18 protein-coding genes, 1 tRNA gene and 1 riboswitch are annotated in these 17,224 nt (G+C 48.4%); all 19 genes read right to left on the reverse strand.

The window, feature by feature from the left end; translation table 11 throughout:
- Nucleotides 1-150: 150 nt before the first annotated feature.
- Nucleotides 151-224: transfer RNA gene (locus tag KTG14_RS05780), tRNA-Arg, on the reverse strand.
- 83 nt (nt 225-307) lie between these two features.
- Nucleotides 308-904 carry an XTP/dITP diphosphatase gene (locus KTG14_RS05785; protein ID WP_216970038.1) on the reverse strand — a complete coding sequence of 199 codons (597 nt, stop codon included), beginning with the start codon at nt 902-904 and terminating at the stop codon, nt 308-310.
- Complete coding sequence (gene rph, locus KTG14_RS05790; protein WP_216970039.1) at nt 901-1,650, reverse strand: ribonuclease PH; 750 nt, start codon at nt 1,648-1,650, stop codon at nt 901-903. The genes KTG14_RS05785 and rph overlap by 4 nt, the downstream gene beginning before the upstream one ends.
- Nucleotides 1,651-1,726: 76 nt before the next feature.
- A complete protein-coding gene (racE, locus tag KTG14_RS05795) occupies nt 1,727-2,530 on the reverse strand; it encodes a glutamate racemase (RefSeq protein ID WP_302054929.1) in 804 nt (267 codons plus the stop codon).
- Between the two features lie 16 nt (nt 2,531-2,546).
- On the reverse strand, nt 2,547-2,999 hold the full coding sequence (locus KTG14_RS05800; protein ID WP_058381035.1) for a MarR family winged helix-turn-helix transcriptional regulator: 453 nt from the start codon (nt 2,997-2,999) through the stop codon (nt 2,547-2,549).
- A gap of 74 nt (nt 3,000-3,073) precedes the next feature.
- Nucleotides 3,074-3,541 (reverse strand): acyl-CoA thioesterase, encoded by a 468-nt coding sequence (locus KTG14_RS05805; protein ID WP_216970041.1) that lies wholly within the window; start codon nt 3,539-3,541, stop codon nt 3,074-3,076.
- Between the two features lie 132 nt (nt 3,542-3,673).
- The gene (gene sdhB / locus KTG14_RS05810) at nt 3,674-4,444 is read right to left on the reverse strand and encodes a succinate dehydrogenase iron-sulfur subunit (RefSeq protein WP_121300194.1); all 771 of its coding nucleotides are present in this window, start codon (nt 4,442-4,444) and stop codon (nt 3,674-3,676) included.
- 25 nt (nt 4,445-4,469) lie between these two features.
- Nucleotides 4,470-6,218, reverse strand: a complete 1,749-nt coding sequence (sdhA, locus tag KTG14_RS05815) for a succinate dehydrogenase flavoprotein subunit (RefSeq protein WP_216970042.1) — start codon at nt 6,216-6,218, stop codon at nt 4,470-4,472.
- A 45-nt stretch (nt 6,219-6,263) separates the two neighbouring features.
- Complete coding sequence (locus KTG14_RS05820; RefSeq protein ID WP_302054928.1) at nt 6,264-6,875, reverse strand: succinate dehydrogenase cytochrome b558 subunit; 612 nt, start codon at nt 6,873-6,875, stop codon at nt 6,264-6,266.
- 381 nt (nt 6,876-7,256) lie between these two features.
- Nucleotides 7,257-8,483: an aspartate kinase gene (locus KTG14_RS05825; RefSeq protein WP_216970044.1), complete on the reverse strand. Its 1,227-nt coding sequence runs from the start codon at nt 8,481-8,483 to the stop codon at nt 7,257-7,259.
- 100 nt (nt 8,484-8,583) lie between these two features.
- A riboswitch (Lysine riboswitch) is annotated at nt 8,584-8,757 on the reverse strand.
- A 41-nt stretch (nt 8,758-8,798) separates the two neighbouring features.
- Nucleotides 8,799-10,592, reverse strand: a complete 1,794-nt coding sequence (uvrC, locus tag KTG14_RS05830; RefSeq protein WP_216970045.1) for an excinuclease ABC subunit UvrC — start codon at nt 10,590-10,592, stop codon at nt 8,799-8,801.
- Between the two features lie 53 nt (nt 10,593-10,645).
- A complete protein-coding gene (trxA, locus tag KTG14_RS05835) occupies nt 10,646-10,960 on the reverse strand; it encodes a thioredoxin (protein WP_058381042.1) in 315 nt (104 codons plus the stop codon).
- A gap of 265 nt (nt 10,961-11,225) precedes the next feature.
- Nucleotides 11,226-11,555 carry a hypothetical protein gene (locus KTG14_RS05840; RefSeq protein ID WP_216970046.1) on the reverse strand — a complete coding sequence of 110 codons (330 nt, stop codon included), beginning with the start codon at nt 11,553-11,555 and terminating at the stop codon, nt 11,226-11,228.
- Nucleotides 11,556-11,590: 35 nt separating this feature from the next.
- Nucleotides 11,591-12,559, reverse strand: a complete 969-nt coding sequence (locus tag KTG14_RS05845; protein WP_216970047.1) for an electron transfer flavoprotein subunit alpha/FixB family protein — start codon at nt 12,557-12,559, stop codon at nt 11,591-11,593.
- Between the two features lie 47 nt (nt 12,560-12,606).
- Nucleotides 12,607-13,380 carry an electron transfer flavoprotein subunit beta/FixA family protein gene (locus KTG14_RS05850; protein ID WP_101805170.1) on the reverse strand — a complete coding sequence of 258 codons (774 nt, stop codon included), beginning with the start codon at nt 13,378-13,380 and terminating at the stop codon, nt 12,607-12,609.
- Between the two features lie 20 nt (nt 13,381-13,400).
- The gene (locus KTG14_RS05855) at nt 13,401-14,174 is read right to left on the reverse strand and encodes an enoyl-CoA hydratase (RefSeq protein ID WP_216970048.1); all 774 of its coding nucleotides are present in this window, start codon (nt 14,172-14,174) and stop codon (nt 13,401-13,403) included.
- 17 nt (nt 14,175-14,191) lie between these two features.
- Nucleotides 14,192-14,776 carry a fatty acid metabolism transcriptional regulator FadR gene (locus KTG14_RS05860; protein ID WP_216970049.1) on the reverse strand — a complete coding sequence of 195 codons (585 nt, stop codon included), beginning with the start codon at nt 14,774-14,776 and terminating at the stop codon, nt 14,192-14,194.
- Between the two features lie 97 nt (nt 14,777-14,873).
- Nucleotides 14,874-16,565, reverse strand: a complete 1,692-nt coding sequence (locus KTG14_RS05865; RefSeq protein WP_216970050.1) for an AMP-binding protein — start codon at nt 16,563-16,565, stop codon at nt 14,874-14,876.
- A gap of 227 nt (nt 16,566-16,792) precedes the next feature.
- A complete protein-coding gene (locus KTG14_RS05870) occupies nt 16,793-17,206 on the reverse strand; it encodes a DUF350 domain-containing protein (protein ID WP_211653886.1) in 414 nt (137 codons plus the stop codon).
- Between the last annotated feature and the right edge of the window lie 18 nt (nt 17,207-17,224).

A 17,224-nucleotide genomic window follows, 5' to 3' on the forward strand; every position in this document is an offset into this window, starting at 1 on the left:
TTTAGGTCTGTTTTTTCTCTATCTTTTTCCATTATACGATACGATTCACAAATAAACAGCGAAAAATCAAATGTCCATTATTTCTTCACAACCACTTCTATCAAATAAAAAACCTTGCTTTCCCGGTTAGGGGAAAGCAAGGTTTTGAAACGTCCCAGGAGGGATTCGAACCCCCGACCGACGCCTTAGAAGGGCGTTGCTCTATCCAGCTGAGCTACTGAGACATGACTTCCTCACGAAAGACAATTTTAATTATAGAAATCATCCGAGGAAAAGTCAATGCTATTTCAAAAAAATATCTAAATTCTTATTTCAGCCACTCCGGCATTGCTTCGCTGAGCTCGCGTAATGCTTGGCCGCGGTGGGAGATGGCGGCTTTTTCTTCGGGTTCGAGTTCCGCCATGGCACGCTCCTGGGCAGGCACGTAAAAGACCGGGTCGTAGCCGAAGCCGTTGTCGCCTCTGCGCAAGCGCAGAATTTCGCCTTCACATGCCCCGGAGAACGTTTGGGTTTGTTCCCCAGGCGCCGCGACGGCCAAGACACAGCGGAATCGCGCACTGCGCTCTCCCTCAGGTATGCCAGACAATTTCTCCAGCACTTTATCGATATTGGCGTCGTCGCTCTTTTCGCCTCCCGCATAGCGGGCGGAATAGACGCCTGGCTCTCCGTCCAATGCATCGATCTCAAGGCCACTGTCGTCTGCGATAACTGGGATGCCAAGTTCTTTAGCGACGCCTTCCGCTTTTAGAATGGCATTGGCTTCGAATGTCGTGCCGGTTTCTTCGATATCGAGGTCTTGTGCCACATCTCTCAAGGTCAATACTTCATAGCCTAGAGGAGACAACAAAGTTTCAAAGTCTTTGGCTTTTCCTTTGTTTTGTGTCGCAATGACGATTTTTTTCATAGGGCAGATTCCACCTTTTCGCCGATCCGCGACGACAATTCGCCGATCGCTTGTTGTTGGATTTTGATCAATTGCTGGATCCCCGCTTCGCCGAGATCGAGCATTTCGTTCAATTCCTTGCGGCTGAATGTCGCTTCTTCGCCGGTGCCTTGCATTTCGACGAATTCACCGGATCCTGTCATGACCAGGTTCATATCGACCGCGGCCGTGGAATCTTCTTCATAGTTCAAGTCCAGGATGGCTTGCTTGCCGCTATTGATGCCGACGCTTGTAGCGGCCAAATAATCCGACACCGGGAATACCGGCACGTCCAATTTGCCGAGTGCGATGGTCATGGCGATAAAAGCACCAGTGATGGACGCTGTACGCGTCCCTCCGTCCGCCTGGATGACGTCGCAATCGATCCATAGTGTGCGTTCGCCAATCTTCTCGAGATCGACGACAGCGCGCAGGGAACGGCCGATTAGGCGCTGGATTTCCATCGTGCGCCCGCCGAGCTTGCCGCGCGTCGCTTCGCGCTGGTTGCGGCTTCCTGTCGCGCGTGGCAACATGGAGTATTCTGCCGTTACCCAGCCCTTGCCTTGGCCTCTCAAGAAGCCTGGGACACGCGACTCGATTGTCGCTGTGCAAATCACTTTCGTCTGGCCGACCGTAATCAGGACCGATCCTTCCGGATGTATCAAATAATCCGTCTCTATCTCCACCGGGCGCAGTTCATTTGCTTGTCTATTATCAATTCTTGTCATCATTGAATCCTCCTCATGTACTCAAAAAATTTTACCATAATTCTGCCTTAACGACAAAAACCCGGCGGCTGAGCCGTCAGGTTTTTGGAAACTGGATCGACCGGATGCACGGGTCGTCGATGGCAAGCCATTTTTTTATGATTGTGCGGAAAATCTCCGTCGAACCGGATGTATAGAATTGATGGACAGGCGGTTTGCTGCGATCCGCAAATTTGTCCTGGTAGCTCAAGTGGCGCGAAACGTCTTTAGCTGTTTCTTGTGCTGACGACAGAACCGTTACGGTGCCGCCAAGCTCTTGCTCAATAAATCCTTGAAGCAGCGGATAATGGGTGCATCCGAGGATGGCCGTGTCGAATTCCTTCGATTTGATTGCCGATAAAGTCTCGGCTACCATACGGCGGGCGAACTCCCCTTCATACTCATCACTTTCCACGAGCGGAACAAAGCGTGGGCACGCCAATTGGATAACGTCCGAAGACGACACGAGCGATTTGATAGCTGTTTCATAAGCGCCGCTTTTGACGGTTCCGAATGTGCCGAGCACGGCAATCTTCTTTGTCGAAGAGGATTTGATGGCGGCGCGTGCTCCAGGGAAAATAACGCCGATGACTGGGATCGGCAATTTTTTCTGCAAGGAATTGAGCGCTGCCGCCGTTGCCGTATTGCAGGCAATGACCAGCATTTTAATATTCATTTTCATAAGCGCTTCTGCCATCTGCCACGTATAGCGCCGCACTTCCGCAAGCGGACGCGGGCCATACGGACAGCGTGCATTGTCACCGATATAACAGATTTTCTCATTAGGCAAAAGTTTCATGATTTCTTTGGCGACGGTCAACCCGCCGACGCCCGAATCAATAACTCCGATTGGCGCATTCAATGTCATAGCCCCGCTCCTATTTCATGTTGATATGCATTTTCTCCAACAAGCTTGAAAATTGCTCGACTTCCTCTTCACTGAAGTCTTCAAGTACTGCTTCCAAATAATCCTGGCGCTTCTTGATCACTTCTTCAATGATCCGCTCGCCTTCTTTTAATAGCTTGATGCGTACGACGCGACGGTCCTGTTCCTCGCGGATGCGCACAACCAAATCATTCTTCTCCATCCGGTCGACCAAATCGGTCGTCGTGCTGAAGGCCAAAAACATTTTATTCGACAGGTCGCCGATGGTCATATCACCATGTTCGAACAGCCATTGAAGCGCCACGAACTGCGGCGGTGTAATGGTATACGAATTGAGAATTTCACGGCCTTTTTGCTTGATGATCCCGGATATATAACGCAATTCCTTTTCCATAAATGCCACACGCTCCAAGTCGTGGCGGCGGTTTAAGTTGTCTTCAGTCATGGACTTGGTTCACTCCCTAGCTACTGGTTTTTGTTCCATAGTGATGCTTTCGATCCTGTAAAGCAAGAGACGCATTATTTGCTGGAAGAAGTCAGACTTCCACTGCGCAGCATTGTTTTCTCTGAGTCGCTCCACGGATGGCCCTTGCCACTCGTTTTAGAAATCTGGACCACGGCGCCCCTGCCAGTGAAACAAGTCTCCTGCTGATCGTTCACTGCCCAATAATGGATGTCTGCCGAAGAATTTCCGATCGACTCCACTTTGACGTAAACCTTCAATTGTTCATCGAAAAACACTTGGCGGACGAAATCGACTTGCATATCCGCCACTACAGGAATCAAGTCGCTGTCTTTCGAAAGCCAAGCCTGCATCAAGCCGACTTCTTTCATGAACTCGATCCGTGCGTATTCAAAATAAGCGATCGGCACCGTATTGTTGACATGCCCGAACATATCCGTTTCCGAAAAGCGCACGTGCACCGGCGCATAAAAAGTAAAGCCTTGCTGCCATTTAGTTAAATCCTCTATGTATGTCGCTCTCATTCCCGTTCCCCCTGTAAATCGTTTCTCATTTTGTTAGTATAGCAAAAACTGGCGCAAAGGACATCTGTTTCAGCCAAGCTTAACTATTTTCAATTGAAACAAAAAAACTCCGCCATAAAGGCGGAGTTTAACTTAGTCGACCATATGATCGCTTCCGAAGAAGTTGCGGAACATTTGGATGCTCACGTCGCGGTTCAAAGCTGCGATAGAAGTTGTCAAAGGAATGCCTTTCGGGCAAGATTCCACACAGTTTTGGGAGTTACCGCAATCCGCAAGGCCGCCTTCGCCCATGATAGCGTTCAAACGCTCGTCACGGTTCATGGCACCTGTTGGATGCGCGTTCATCAAGCGGACTTGAGAAAGCGGAGCCGCACCGATAAAGTCGGATTTGTCGTTGACGTTCGGGCAAGCCTCAAGGCATACGCCGCACGTCATACATTTAGACAATTCATAAGCCCATTGGCGTTTGCGTTCAGGCATACGCGGACCTTCGCCAAGATCATGCGTGCCGTCGATCGGCACCCACGCTTTGACTTTCTTCAATGAATCGAACATGCGGCTGCGGTCTACGATCAAATCGCGGACGACCGGGAATGTTCTCATTGGCTGAAGGCGGATCGGCTGTTCCAATTGGTCGACAAGAGCCGTACACGACTGGCGTGCTTTGCCATTGATGACCATAGAACAAGCCCCACAAACTTCCTCAAGGCAGTTCATGTCCCAGTTGACTGGAGTTGTTTTCTTCCCGTCCATATTGACCGGGTTACGCCGAATTTCCATCAACGCGGAAATGACGTTCATGTTGGCACGATATGGCAATTCGAACTTTTCCCAGTACGAACTTTCGTCCGTAGAGTTTTGGCGTTCGATTTCGAAAATAACCGTTTTTGCTGCTTCACCCATAGTGAATTAGCTCCCTTCTTTATTGCTATGCTTTCGCGGAATAGTCGCGTTTGCGTGGCGGGATCAAGCCAGTGTCGACTTCTTCATAATGGAAGATTGGCGCTTCATAACCATTGAACTTCGCCATAGTCGTCTTCAGGAATTCCTCATCATTACGTTCCGGGAATTCCGGTTTGTAATGAGCGCCGCGGCTTTCGTTGCGCTTTAATGCCCCGATGGTGATGACACGTGCTAAATGTAGCATATTTTTCAACTGGCGAGTAAACATTGCCCCTTGGTTGCTCCAAAGTTGCGTATCCGTCATGCTGATGTGGTTAAAGCGTTCAAGCAGTTCCTGGATTTTACGGTCTGTTTCTTCGAGGCGGTCATTATAGCGTACGACCGTCACGTTGTCCGTCATCCATTCGCCAAGTTCCTTGTGCAGGACATAAGCATTTTCAGTTCCGTCAAGCGCCAAGATTTCATCCCATTTACGCTGCTCTTCAGCTTCGTGCTTGTCGTAAATGTCGTTTGGCAAGTCTTCTGCAAGAACTTCCAAGCCTTTGACATAGTCAAGAGCATTCGGCCCAGCAACCATTCCGCCGTAAATAGCTGACAACAGTGAGTTGGCCCCGAGACGGTTTGCACCGTGCTGGGAATAATCACATTCGCCTGCTGCCAAGACGCCAGGGATATTCGTCATCTGATGATCGTCGACCCATAGTCCGCCCATTGAATAATGAACAGCTGGGAAGATTTTCATCGGTACTTTGCGCGGATCGTCGCCTGTGAATTTCTCATAGATTTCGATGATGCCGCCCAATTTGATGTCGAGTTCTTTCGAATCTTTATGGGAAAGGTCCAAGTACACCATGTTCTCGCCGTTGATGCCGAGCTTTTGGTTAACGCACACGTCGAAGATTTCGCGTGTCGCGATGTCACGAGGAACCAAGTTTCCGTAAGCCGGATACTTTTCTTCTAGGAAGTACCAAGGCTTGCCATCTTTATATGTCCAAATCCGTCCGCCTTCACCGCGTGCAGATTCTGACATCAAGCGGAGCTTGTCGTCGCCAGGAATCGCTGTTGGGTGGATTTGAATGAATTCGCCGTTTGCATAATAAGCGCCTTGCTGATAAACGATCGAGGCAGCAGAACCTGTGTTGATGACGGAGTTTGTGGATTTTCCGAAGATAATCCCAGGTCCGCCAGTCGCCATGATGACAGCGTCTGACCGGAACGATTTGATCTCCATTGTCGTCAAGTTTTGTGCAGTGATCCCCTTAGATGCGCCTTCATCATCAATGACGAGACCAAGGAATTCCCAGCCTTCATATTTCGTGATCAAGCCGGCAACTTCATAGCGGCGGACTTGCTCATCCAGTGCGTATAGCAATTGCTGGCCCGTTGTTGCGCCTGCAAATGCCGTTCTATGGTGCATGGTGCCCCCGAAACGACGGAAGTCAAGAAGCCCTTCAGGCGTACGGTTGAACATGACGCCCATGCGGTCAAGCAGGCGGATGATGCCAGGTGCTGCATCGGCCATTGCTTTAACCGGCTTTTGGTTAGCTAGGAAGTCACCGCCGTAAACGGTGTCATCCAAGTGAATTGCTGGGGAATCCCCTTCACCTTTTGTATTCACCGCTCCGTTAATGCCGCCCTGTGCGCACACAGAGTGAGACCGTTTAACGGGAACGATGGAAAATAGATCGGCAGGTGCTCCTGCTTCGGCCACTTTGATTGCTGCCATAAGGCCAGCTAGGCCCCCACCGACGATAGAAATTTTGCCTTTCGCCATTGTAGTGTTCACTCCTCTTTTAATTCACCAATGTTTGGGACATCCTTAAACGAATGCAAACAATGCTCTGATACCAATGATCGATAATACAATAAAGACTAGAAGTGTGAAGTAAGTTGAGTAGCGCTGTGCTTTCTCGGAAACCGTGATTCCCCACGTTACAAAGAAAGACCACAATCCGTTCGCGAAATGGAACGTTGCGGACAAGACACCTACTACGTAGAACGCGAACATAAGCGGATTCGACAGGATGTTTTCCATCATGTTGAAATCTGCTTCTCCCGCTCCAATCGCCACTTGGAATCTTGTCTCAAACACGTGCCATGCGATAAAGACCACTAGGAAAACTCCGGTATAGCGCTGTGCAACAAATAACATGTTGCGCATGTAGCTGTAATGCCCCGGATTGTTTTTCGCCGTGAACGCTATGTATAATCCGTAGAAAGCATGATACATGAGCGGCAAGTAAATGACGAAAATCTCCAAGAAAATAACGAATGGAAGATTTGCCATGAAGTGGGCAGCTTGGTTAAACGCTTCCACGCCTTGCGTAGCGAAATGGTTGACGATCAAATGCTGCGTCAAGAACAAACCGATTGGAATGACCCCGAGTAAAGAGTGCAGCCTGCGCAGTAAAAATTCACGATTGTTATTCAAAAATTTTACCCCCCTCAAAAACATTAGTTGGCAGCGCGAAACTTTCCTATATCAGGAAAATATCTTCGCGTTGCTGTAAGCATCATGTACAAGAATATGACATTTTTATTGTACTCCCCCCCTCTAGGAGCGTCAAGGCAAGTAAGCCTTTTTGAGCGCCCCCAGTCTAGGGTCTGGGAAGGTTTTTTTGGATATTAAATAGGAAAGAATTCATGAAAAGCTATATTTTTATTTCAAAACAGGCGGGATATAGGCATCCGTTTCAAGGTTTTATAAGCTAACATAGGACCGCTATGCGGCCATTTTAAATTTGAACAAAATGTGAATTTTTACACAAACTTTCGAGAACGTAAAAAAGCCCAGCTTGGCTGGGTCTTTTCCTTATCTGACAGACGCTGGCGTCAGTGCGTATGCATCGTGGAGCGCATTTGCTGAACGTTCCATTTCACTCGCAGGCACGACAACAGATACTTTGATTTCAGAAGTGCTGACCATTTTCACTGGCACATCTTGCGCACGCAGAGTATCGAACATTTTCGCTGCAACACCCGGATTCGACACCATGCCGGATCCAACGATCGATACTTTCGCCAAGCCGGTTTCGATGTCGATGGTGTTATAGCCGATTTGCTCATGTGCTTCTGACAGCACCCGCTGCGCTTCAGCCAGGCTTTCCTCTTTTATCGAGAACGAAACAGATGGCGGAAACTCCTCACTGATGCTTTGCACGATGATGTCCACATCGATCAAATGATCCGCCAAGCTCGTAAAGATATTGGCAAGCGATCCGTTAAATGGTTTAGTGTAGCTGACAGTGATGCGGGCGATGTCTTTTTCAAATGCCACACCCCGCACGATAAGATTTTTTTCCACAGTGATCACCTCTTGTATGATAGTCCCCGGTTCGTTCGAGTAGCTGGCCCGTACAGAAAGGGGCACTTGATTGTTCTTAGCGAATTCCACGGCCCGCGGATGAAGGACTGCCGCCCCGAGATTAGCCAGTTCGAGCATTTCGTCGTATGAAATCTGTTCAAGTTTGCGGGCGCCTGTGACATAACGGGGATCGGATGTATAAACTCCGTCAACATCCGTATAAATCTCGCATTTTTCAGCGCTTAAAGCAGCCGCCAGCGCCACAGCGGTCGTATCGGATCCGCCGCGGCCAAGCGTCGTGATGTTGCCGCTCTTATCGACCCCTTGGAAGCCTGCAACCACGCAGAACAAGCCGAGGTCAAGCGCTTCTTCCAAACGCTGTGTGTGGATGGTTTCGATGCGCGCATTGCGCGGGACCGATTCCGTTTCGATTCCTGCCTGCCACCCGGTGAAGCTTAATGCATCATGGCCAAGTTTTTTGAACGCCATCGCCAACAGCGAAATCGTCACTTGTTCCCCTGTCGCGAGCAGCATATCCATTTCGCGCTTTGGCGGCTCAGCCGAAATCTCTCCGGCCAGGCCGAGCAGCGTGTCTGTCGTTTTACCCATTGCTGAAACAACGATGACGACGCGTTTGCCTTGTTGTTTTTCCCGGATGGCGCGTTTTGCCACGCCTAGGATTTTTTCCGGAGACGCTACGGACGTCCCCCCGAATTTCATTACGATTGTTGTCATTCTCTCCACTCCCACTTAAAGTAAGTGGCCCTCAATAAAAAAGAGGCAACTCGCCGATTGCCCGGCAAGCTACCTCTCTTCTCATGTACGATTTCAAACGTCCATGGATAGCCCTCCAGAGTTGAACTCTGACAGCCCTGCATCTTTTAAATGCAGGACCAGCATACGCGCAAGCAGTGCGTGTAAACTTCGGCGGGCGTCCCTTTCGGCATCCTTCACAGATTCTGCAAATCTCGGAATGCTTACTATTGACGTCCGCTCCTCTATCATCACTTTTTACAAGTGATTCAATTGTGTTTTTACAATACCACGAAGTTATTCCTGTTGCAACGGCTGTTCCTTGAAATGCCGCTCGATTTCCACGGCCAGTTTCTCGGGAATGCCGGCCTGCTGGATTTCGCCGGCGTTTGCTTCCTTGATTTTCCGCACAGAGCCGAAATGCTTGAGCAATTGCTGCTTGCGTTTCGGGCCGACGCCTTGCAAGCCGTCGAGCGCGGATTGAATCGAATTCTTGCCGCGCAATTGGCGGTGGAAGGTGATGACAAAACGGTGGACTTCATCTTGAATGCGCTGCAATAAATAAAACGCTTCACTCGTGCGTTTGAGTTCCACCATTTCGACCGGGTTTCCATACAACAGCTGGGACGTTTGGTGCTTGGCATCTTTTGCAAGCCCTGCGATTGGGATATCGAGGCCAAGTTCGTCTTCAACGATTTCGCGCGCCGATTCGATCTGGCCTTTGCCTCCGTCAATGATGATCAAGTCAGGCAAGGGCAAGCCGTCCTTCAGCACGCGGCTATAGCGTCTGCGGACCACTTCACGCATCGCCGCATAATCATCGGGCTTCTGCGCAGAGCGGGTTTTGTATTTCCGGTAATCTTTTTTCGACGGTTTGCCGTCAATGAAGACGACCATTGCGGACACGGCATCTGCCCCTTGGATATGGGAGTTATCGAATGCTTCGATGCGCAGCGGCGTGTGGATATTCATCGCCTCGCCAAGTTCATTGCAGGCACCGACTGTCCGCTCTTCTTGACGCTCGAGCAGCTGGAATTTTTCCTTAATGGCAATTTCAGCATTTTTTTGCGCGAGTTGTACCAAATCTTTTTTCTTTCCGCGCTGTGGGACGAGCACTTTCGCACCAAGCCATTCTTTTAGGAATTCCTCATCTTCCGCTTCTTGCAACAAGATTTCATTTGGCTTAATATGATCCGGTTTTTCATAAAACTGGCCAAGGAAAGTCAAAAATTCCTCGTCCGGGTCTCGGTATAAGGGGAACATCGAAACTTCACGTTCGATCAGCTTTCCTTGTCGCACGAAGAAAACCTGTATGCATATCCAGCCTTTATCGACCGCGTAAGCGAAAACGTCGCGGTTGGTGAAATCGTTCATGGCCATTTTCTGTTTTTCCATGACCGATTCGATATGGCTGATCTGGTCGCGATATTCTTTTGCCCGTTCGAACTCCAAGTTCTCAGCCGCCTCGCTCATCTTCTCGGTCAAATCCTGCTTCACTTCGCGGAAGCCGCCGTTCAGGAATCGGCTGATGCCATCGATCATTTCCTTATACGTGTCTTTCTCCACTGGCTTGACACAAGGCGCCAGGCATTGCCCAAGGTGGTAATAGAGGCAGACTCGGTCCGGCATTGTGTGGCATTTGCGGAGCGGATACAAACGGTCCAGCAGCTTTTTCGTTTCGCTTGCCGCATAGGCGTTCGGATAGGGCCCGAAATACTTCCCTTTGTCTTTTTTGACTTGACGGGTAATGACCAGTTTCGGATGCCGCTCGCCCGTAATTTTCAAATACGGATAGGTCTTATTGTCTTTCAACCGGATATTGTATTTCGGATCATGCTTTTTGATCAAGGTCAATTCGAGAATCAAGGCTTCTTTATCGGATGACGTAACGATGTATTCAAAGTCCTCGATCTCGTTGACGAGGCGCTGCGTTTTTGTATCGTGGCTGCCCGTAAAATAAGAACGCACCCGATTTTTCAGCACTTTCGCCTTGCCAACGTAGATGATGGTCCCTTGACGGTCTTTCATCAAATAGCAGCCGGGTTGGTCCGGCAATACTGCCAACTTATGTTGAATCATCTCATTTTTCATCTTCTCACCCTATTTAAAAAACCGGGTTCCACGAATGGGACCCGGTTTTGGAATTATGCGTGTTTTTCAACCAATTCAGCCAAAGCTTCTTTAGGACGGAAGCCGACGACTTTATCGACTGTTTCGCCATTTTTCATCAAAAGAAGTGTCGGGATGGACATGATGCCGTATTCGCTAGCTGTCTGCTGGTTTTCATCAACATCCAATTTCACGATTTTCACTTTATCGTCCATATCTGCATCGAGTTCTTCAAGAACTGGAGCGATCATTTTACAAGGCCCGCACCATGCTGCCCAAAAGTCTACCAATACGAGTCCTTCTGAAACTTCCTGTTTGAAATTCTGATCTGTTCCTTTAACGATTGCCATGTATAATTCCTCCTTAAGTGATAACCAAACTATATTTCGATTATAGCAGACGTGATTTACGCTAGCTATTTATTTGCCTAGCCCTTCCATACCCGGCTGTTGTTGGCGTTAAACTGCCTGGGGTTGAAGCAGTCAATGTATTTAAAGTCTAGGAAATTCTGCTACAGGGGCACGCTTTACAGCTCAAATTTTAGATTCCTAGTTATTTACTGCTAACATACTCATTAACGATTTCTTTTAAACAGCAACATAGGAGCCTTCATTCTCAAAAGCTTTCTACTGTGTACTTTGCAAAAAGTACTAAAAGGATAAATGAGGCAAGGAGCGATAAATAAGCCGTCGACTTGTTGCCTTCTTTAATATCCGCAATACCACTGAGTAGGAACGATGCTGCTAATAGGCCATAAATGACATTATATAAAATCATTATGTCCGCATTGAATAGATCCCAGATAATAAGCACTAAGGCAATAAAAGATAAGATTCCGCTTATTACTTTTAACATTTCCTCCCCCCCTTCTTTTACATATCCGTTAGAAAAAGTTAGACGAACCCGGAAACCTTGATCAACATACTGTATCATGTCTTTCATCATTAAAAAACAACCCGCATAAATGCGGGCTGCCGTGATTACATAACTTTCTTGAATTCTTCTGTGAGCAATGGGATGACGTCGAATAGGTCGCCGACGATTCCGTAGTCTGCCACTTTGAAGATGTTCGCTTCCGGGTCTTTGTTGATCGCGACGATGACTTTGGAGTTGGACATCCCTGCCATGTGCTGGATAGCGCCGGAAATTCCTGCTGCGATGTAGAGATCAGGTGTAACGACTTTCCCTGTCTGTCCGATCTGCAAGGAATAATCGCAGTAATCCGCGTCACATGCACCACGGGATGCTCCGACTGCGCCTCCGAGAAGGTCAGCCAGTTCTTGCAATGGCTCGAAGCCGTCTTTGCTCTTGACGCCGCGTCCGCCGGCGATGATGACTTTCGCTTCGGAAAGGTCGACGCCTTCTGCGGATTTGCGGACAACGTTTTTGATGATCGTGCGCAAGTTGGTGATATCTACTGACAAGCTCGATACATCGCCAGAACGCTCTTCGCGCTCAAGCGACGCAATGTTGTTCGGACGTACCGTTATGAAGACAACGCCGTCTTCTTTCAGCTTCACTTTTTCAAATGCTTTACCAGAATAGATTGGGCGGATGAAAACTGCGTCATCGCCTTCGCCTTCGATGTCCGTGACATCGGAAATCAAACCGGTTTGCAATTTCGATGCGATTTTTGGCGACAAGTCCTTGCCGACCGCAGTATGGCCGAAGACGATTGCTTCAGGCTGTTCCTGGTCAACAACCGCCATGAACGCCTGGCCGTAACCGTCAGATGTATAAGATTTCAAGTGTGGGTGCTCAACCGTGATGACGCGGTCAGCTCCGTAAGCTACCAATTCGTTTCCGAACTCGCTCACTGCTTCCCCTAGCAAGACAGCAACAACTTCCCCGCCGCCTGAAATTTTCTTGGCTGCGGCAATTGCTTCAAATGATACGTTGCGCAAAGCGCCTTCACGCGTTTCGCCCAATACTAATACTTTTTTCGACATAGTCCGTTAACCCCCTAAGTAGATGTGAAAATGAATGTGGCGTACGTTTATATAACTTTCGCTTCAGAGCGAAGCAAGCTGACCAGTTCAGAAACTTGGCTTGGAATTTCGCCTTCCAAAATGCGGCCGGCTTGTTTTTTCGGCGGCAAGTAAACTTCGATTGTTTCCGTTTTCGCTTCTACATCATCTTCTTCAATGTCCAGATCATCGAGCTCAAGCTCTTCAAGCGGCTTTTTCTTCGCTTTCATGATTCCTGGTAGAGATGGATAGCGCGGCTCGTTTAAGCCTTGTTGGGCTGTGACCAATAGAGGCAATGAAGTTTCAAGCTCTTCTGCATCCCCTTCGATGTCACGGACGATTTTCACTGTTTCGCCTTCGATTTCAAGGCTTGTGATTGTCGTTACGTAGTTGATATCAAGCAAATCAGCTACGCGTGGGCCGACTTGTCCGGATCCGCCGTCGATCGCTACGTTACCTGCTAGGATCAAGTCCGCTTCTTTGTCTTTTAAGTACTCTGCCAGTATGTAAGCTGCCGTAAACTGGTCCATTTCCTCGACATCATCTTCTGTATTGATCAAGACCGCTTTGTCAGCGCCCATTGCAAGTGCTGTGCGCAATTGCTTTTCAGCTTCTTCGTCGCCGATTGTGACTACTGTCACTTCGCCGCCGTGAGCGTCGCGGACCGTGATGGCCTCTTCGATCGCATACTCGTCATATGGGTTAATGATGAATTCAGCACCATCTTCTTGAATCTGGCCACCGGAGACAACCAGCTTTTCTTCTGTGTCAAACGTACGTTTTACCAATACATAAATGTTCATGAACGTAAACCTCCCAAGTATTATTTCCCTTTAAATTGTGCTTCGCGTTTTTCCAGGAAAGCGCTAATGCCTTCCTTCGCGTCTTCCGATACGAAGACCGTACCGAACGAATCTGCTTCTGCTTTGACCCCTTCTTCAAATGCCCCGCGCTTCGAATACTGAAGCATGTCGATGGCCGCCTTGACGGATACCGGGCTCTTTTTCGCAATTTTCTTCGCAATTGAAAGCGTTTGCGGAAGAAGGTCTTCTTCGCCGTAAGAACGATTGGCAAGACCGAGCTGCACTGCTTCTTCGCCTGTAATCGGATCACTCGTCAAGAGCATTTCAGCGGCCTTGGCCACCCCGACATAACGCGGCAAGCGCTGTGTTCCAGCAAACCCTGGAATTAAACCCAATTGCAGTTCCGGCAATCCCAGTTTAGCATTTCCTGTGACAAAACGCATATGGCAACTCATGGCGAGCTCCAAACCTCCGCCAAGTGCGGCGCCATGTATCGCGGCAATGACTGGCTTATGGAATGTTTCCACGCGTTCAAAAACAGCTTGCCCGCTTGCCGACAGTTTCGAGAATTCTTCCCCTGAGGACACTTCCGTAAACTCTTTGATGTCGGCTCCTGCCGAGAAGAAACGCCCTTCCCCGTGCAAGACAATTGCGCGGACATCCGAGTCGTTTTTCACTTCATCCAGAAGTGCATCGACTTCCAAAATCAGCGCGCGAGACAATGCATTTGCCGGCGGCCGGTTGATCGTTGCGATCGCAACCCCGTCTTCTTTTTTCCAGCTGATAAATTCCACCTGCTCATCCCCTCCCTTTACGCTTGCATGCCTTTCAGCAATAAGCGCTGCACTTTCGGTGCGAGTTCGACCAAATCATACTTGTGATCGTTCATCACCCAGGTAGTAATGGTCTCATCCATTGTACCAAAAACCATCTGGCGGGCTAAACGAATATCCATATTTTGATCAAATTCTCCTGATTCGATACCGCTAATCAAAATCCGGTCCATTAACTTCAAGTATCCCCGCAGCACATTATTGATTTTCATGCGGATATCATGATTGGATTGCCGGAGTTCAAGCTGCGTCACGATCGCCAGATGCAAATCGTTTGCAAGCAAACCGAAATGGCTGTTGATCATCATGCCAAGTTGGTCGGCAGCACTTGCGTCTTTGGCAATGATTTTTTCCAACTCACTGACGAACACGCCCATCTTCTCTTGGAAGACGGAAATAAGAATGTCTTCTTTGTTCTTAAAATACAAATAAATTGTTCCGTCCGCTACACCGGCTTGCTTGGCAATTTTCGAAACTTGCGCTTGGTGGTAACCATTCTCTGCGATAACAATAACCGCCGCATCGATGATTTGTTTATATTTCGGTTTATCCTTCTTTACCATCTTGTCACCACCCAAAAAAATATGAAAATATGAATGGCGATTCATTCATATTTTCATATTATCGTTTTGTTTAAATTGTGTCAAGCTTTTGCCTTAGTTAAGAAGGAACTGCTTCATCGCGTTTGGCGACCTCTTCATCCACCAGCGATCTGCGCAGTATTTTACCGACCGCCGTTTTCGGAAGTTCTTTGCGGAACTCGTAAATGCGCGGCACTTTAAATGCAGCAAGATGTTCGCGGCAATGTTTATCCAATTGTTCTTCTGTTACAGTATACCCTTCTTTCAACACGATGTATGCCTTTACTGTTTCGCCTCGGTACGGGTCCGGAATTCCTGCGACGACGCATTCCTGGATCGCTTCGTGTTCATACAGCACTTCTTCGATTTCCCTTGGATAGATATTGAAGCCTCCTGCGATGATCATGTCTTTTTTGCGGTCGACGATAAAGAATTGCCCTTCGTCGTCCATATAGCCAAGATCCCCAGTCAATAGCCAGCCGTCGACAATCGTAGCCGCCGTAGCGTCCGGACGGTTCCAATAGCCTTTCATAACTTGCGGACCTTGAATGGCGATTTCACCGATCTGTCCGTTCGGAACAGGGTCAGTCGTTCCCGGAAGGAAAATTTCACAATCCGTGTCCGGATACGGCATGCCGATCGAGCCTTTTGTCCGTTCGCCCCATACGAGATTCGAGTGGGTGACGGGTGATGTTTCGGTCAGGCCATAGCCTTCGACGAGCTTGCCCCCCGTGATGCGTTCGAATTTCTCCTGCACTTCTGTCGGCAGCGGTGCCGATCCGCTCAAGCATGCTTCAATGGAAGACAGGTCGTATTTCTTGATGTCCGGATGGTTCAGTAGGCCAATGTACAGCGTCGGTGCGCCAGGGAACAAGGTCGGTTTTTGTTTGTTGATGGTTTTGAGCGCCTGCTCTGGGTCGAATTTCGGCAATAGCACCATTTTATTGCCCTGCATGACAGACAAGATCAAGACAGTAGTCAATCCGTACACATGGAATAAGGGAATGATGCCCATGATCGTTTCTTCCCCACGCGTCGATTTATAAAGCCAAGCGTCGCACATCGTTGCATTGGAGATTAAATTGCGGTGCGTCAGCATGACGCCTTTTGGCGATCCGGTCGTTCCCCCAGTATACTGCAGCAGCGCCAAGTCCTCCTCAAAATCAAATGGCGGCTTAGTAATTTGCGGCGAAGCTGTTTTCATGATTTCCGTAAAGAGGTGATTGATTCCCCGGTGCTCAACTTTCACCGTCATGCCGTATTGCTTTTTCTGGATGAACGGGTACACGAGGTTTTTCGGGAATGTCAGATAATCTTTGATGCCCGTGACGATAACGTTCTCAAGATCCGTTTCTTTGATCACTTTATTGATCCGCGGGAACAAAATATCAAGTGCAATGATCGCCTTGGCACCGGAATCTTTCATCTGGTAGGAAATTTCCCGCTCCGTATAAAGCGGATTTGTCATGACGACGACACCCCCAGCGTAAAGAATCCCATAAAAACTGATGACCGCCTGTGGACAGTTCGGCAGCATGATGGATACCCGGTCGCCTTTTTGGATGCCTAGCTTCTGAAGGTAATTGGCCATCTTCATGGCAGATTGGTACAACTCTTCGTAGCTAAGGTCCTTGCCCAGGAAATGAATTGCGGTCTTTTGCGGAAAGTCTTCATAGGCTTTCGTCAAATATTCCTGGACCGGCATGCTCGGATACGTTAGCGTGTGCGGTACTTCCGCCGGATAATGAGCTAACCACGGTTTTTCGGACATACTTTCTACCTCCCCCTCTTTTATCGGAATCGTGAGAATATTCCTACTTTAAGTATAAAGAATTATGATAACGCTTTCAAACATTATTTTCTAAGGAGTTTTAATCCATAAAAAAAACGGCTCAATGGCCGTTTTTAAAACACGAATAGGAAGACGATTCCTACAAGCACAAACAAGATGCAAAAAACGATTAAGATTTTGATCAGGTTTTCCATTCGTTCCAACTCCTATGAAATACTTGCTCCGATAACATACGACAAGCCGACTGAGATGGTCATCGAAATCAAGCCGACCGAACGGTTGTCCCGGGCGATTTCTTCATCCACTTTGAACTTCGGTGTCAGAAATTCAAAGAGAATGTATGCAAAAATCAACAGCACGAATCCGAACAACCCCCAGCCAATCATTTCAAACAGCGTCGTGTGCTGTTCAATCGAAAAGCGGAAAATATTCGTGACGCCGAAAATCTTTCCGCCAGTCGCCATCGCCACGGCCAAATTGCCGCTTTTGATTTCTTCCCAGTTCTTATATTTTGTTACGATTTCAAAAATGACCATCGCTACGATCAAGCATAAGACCACTACACTGAAATAGCCAGCTGTCTCAACGAGCGGATGGGTCCAAAATCCTTCCTCGAACATCTCCAAGCTCCCCTTCCG

The organism is Planococcus sp. CP5-4_YE, assembly GCF_019042655.1.
GTDB lineage: Bacteria > Bacillota > Bacilli > Bacillales_A > Planococcaceae > Planococcus.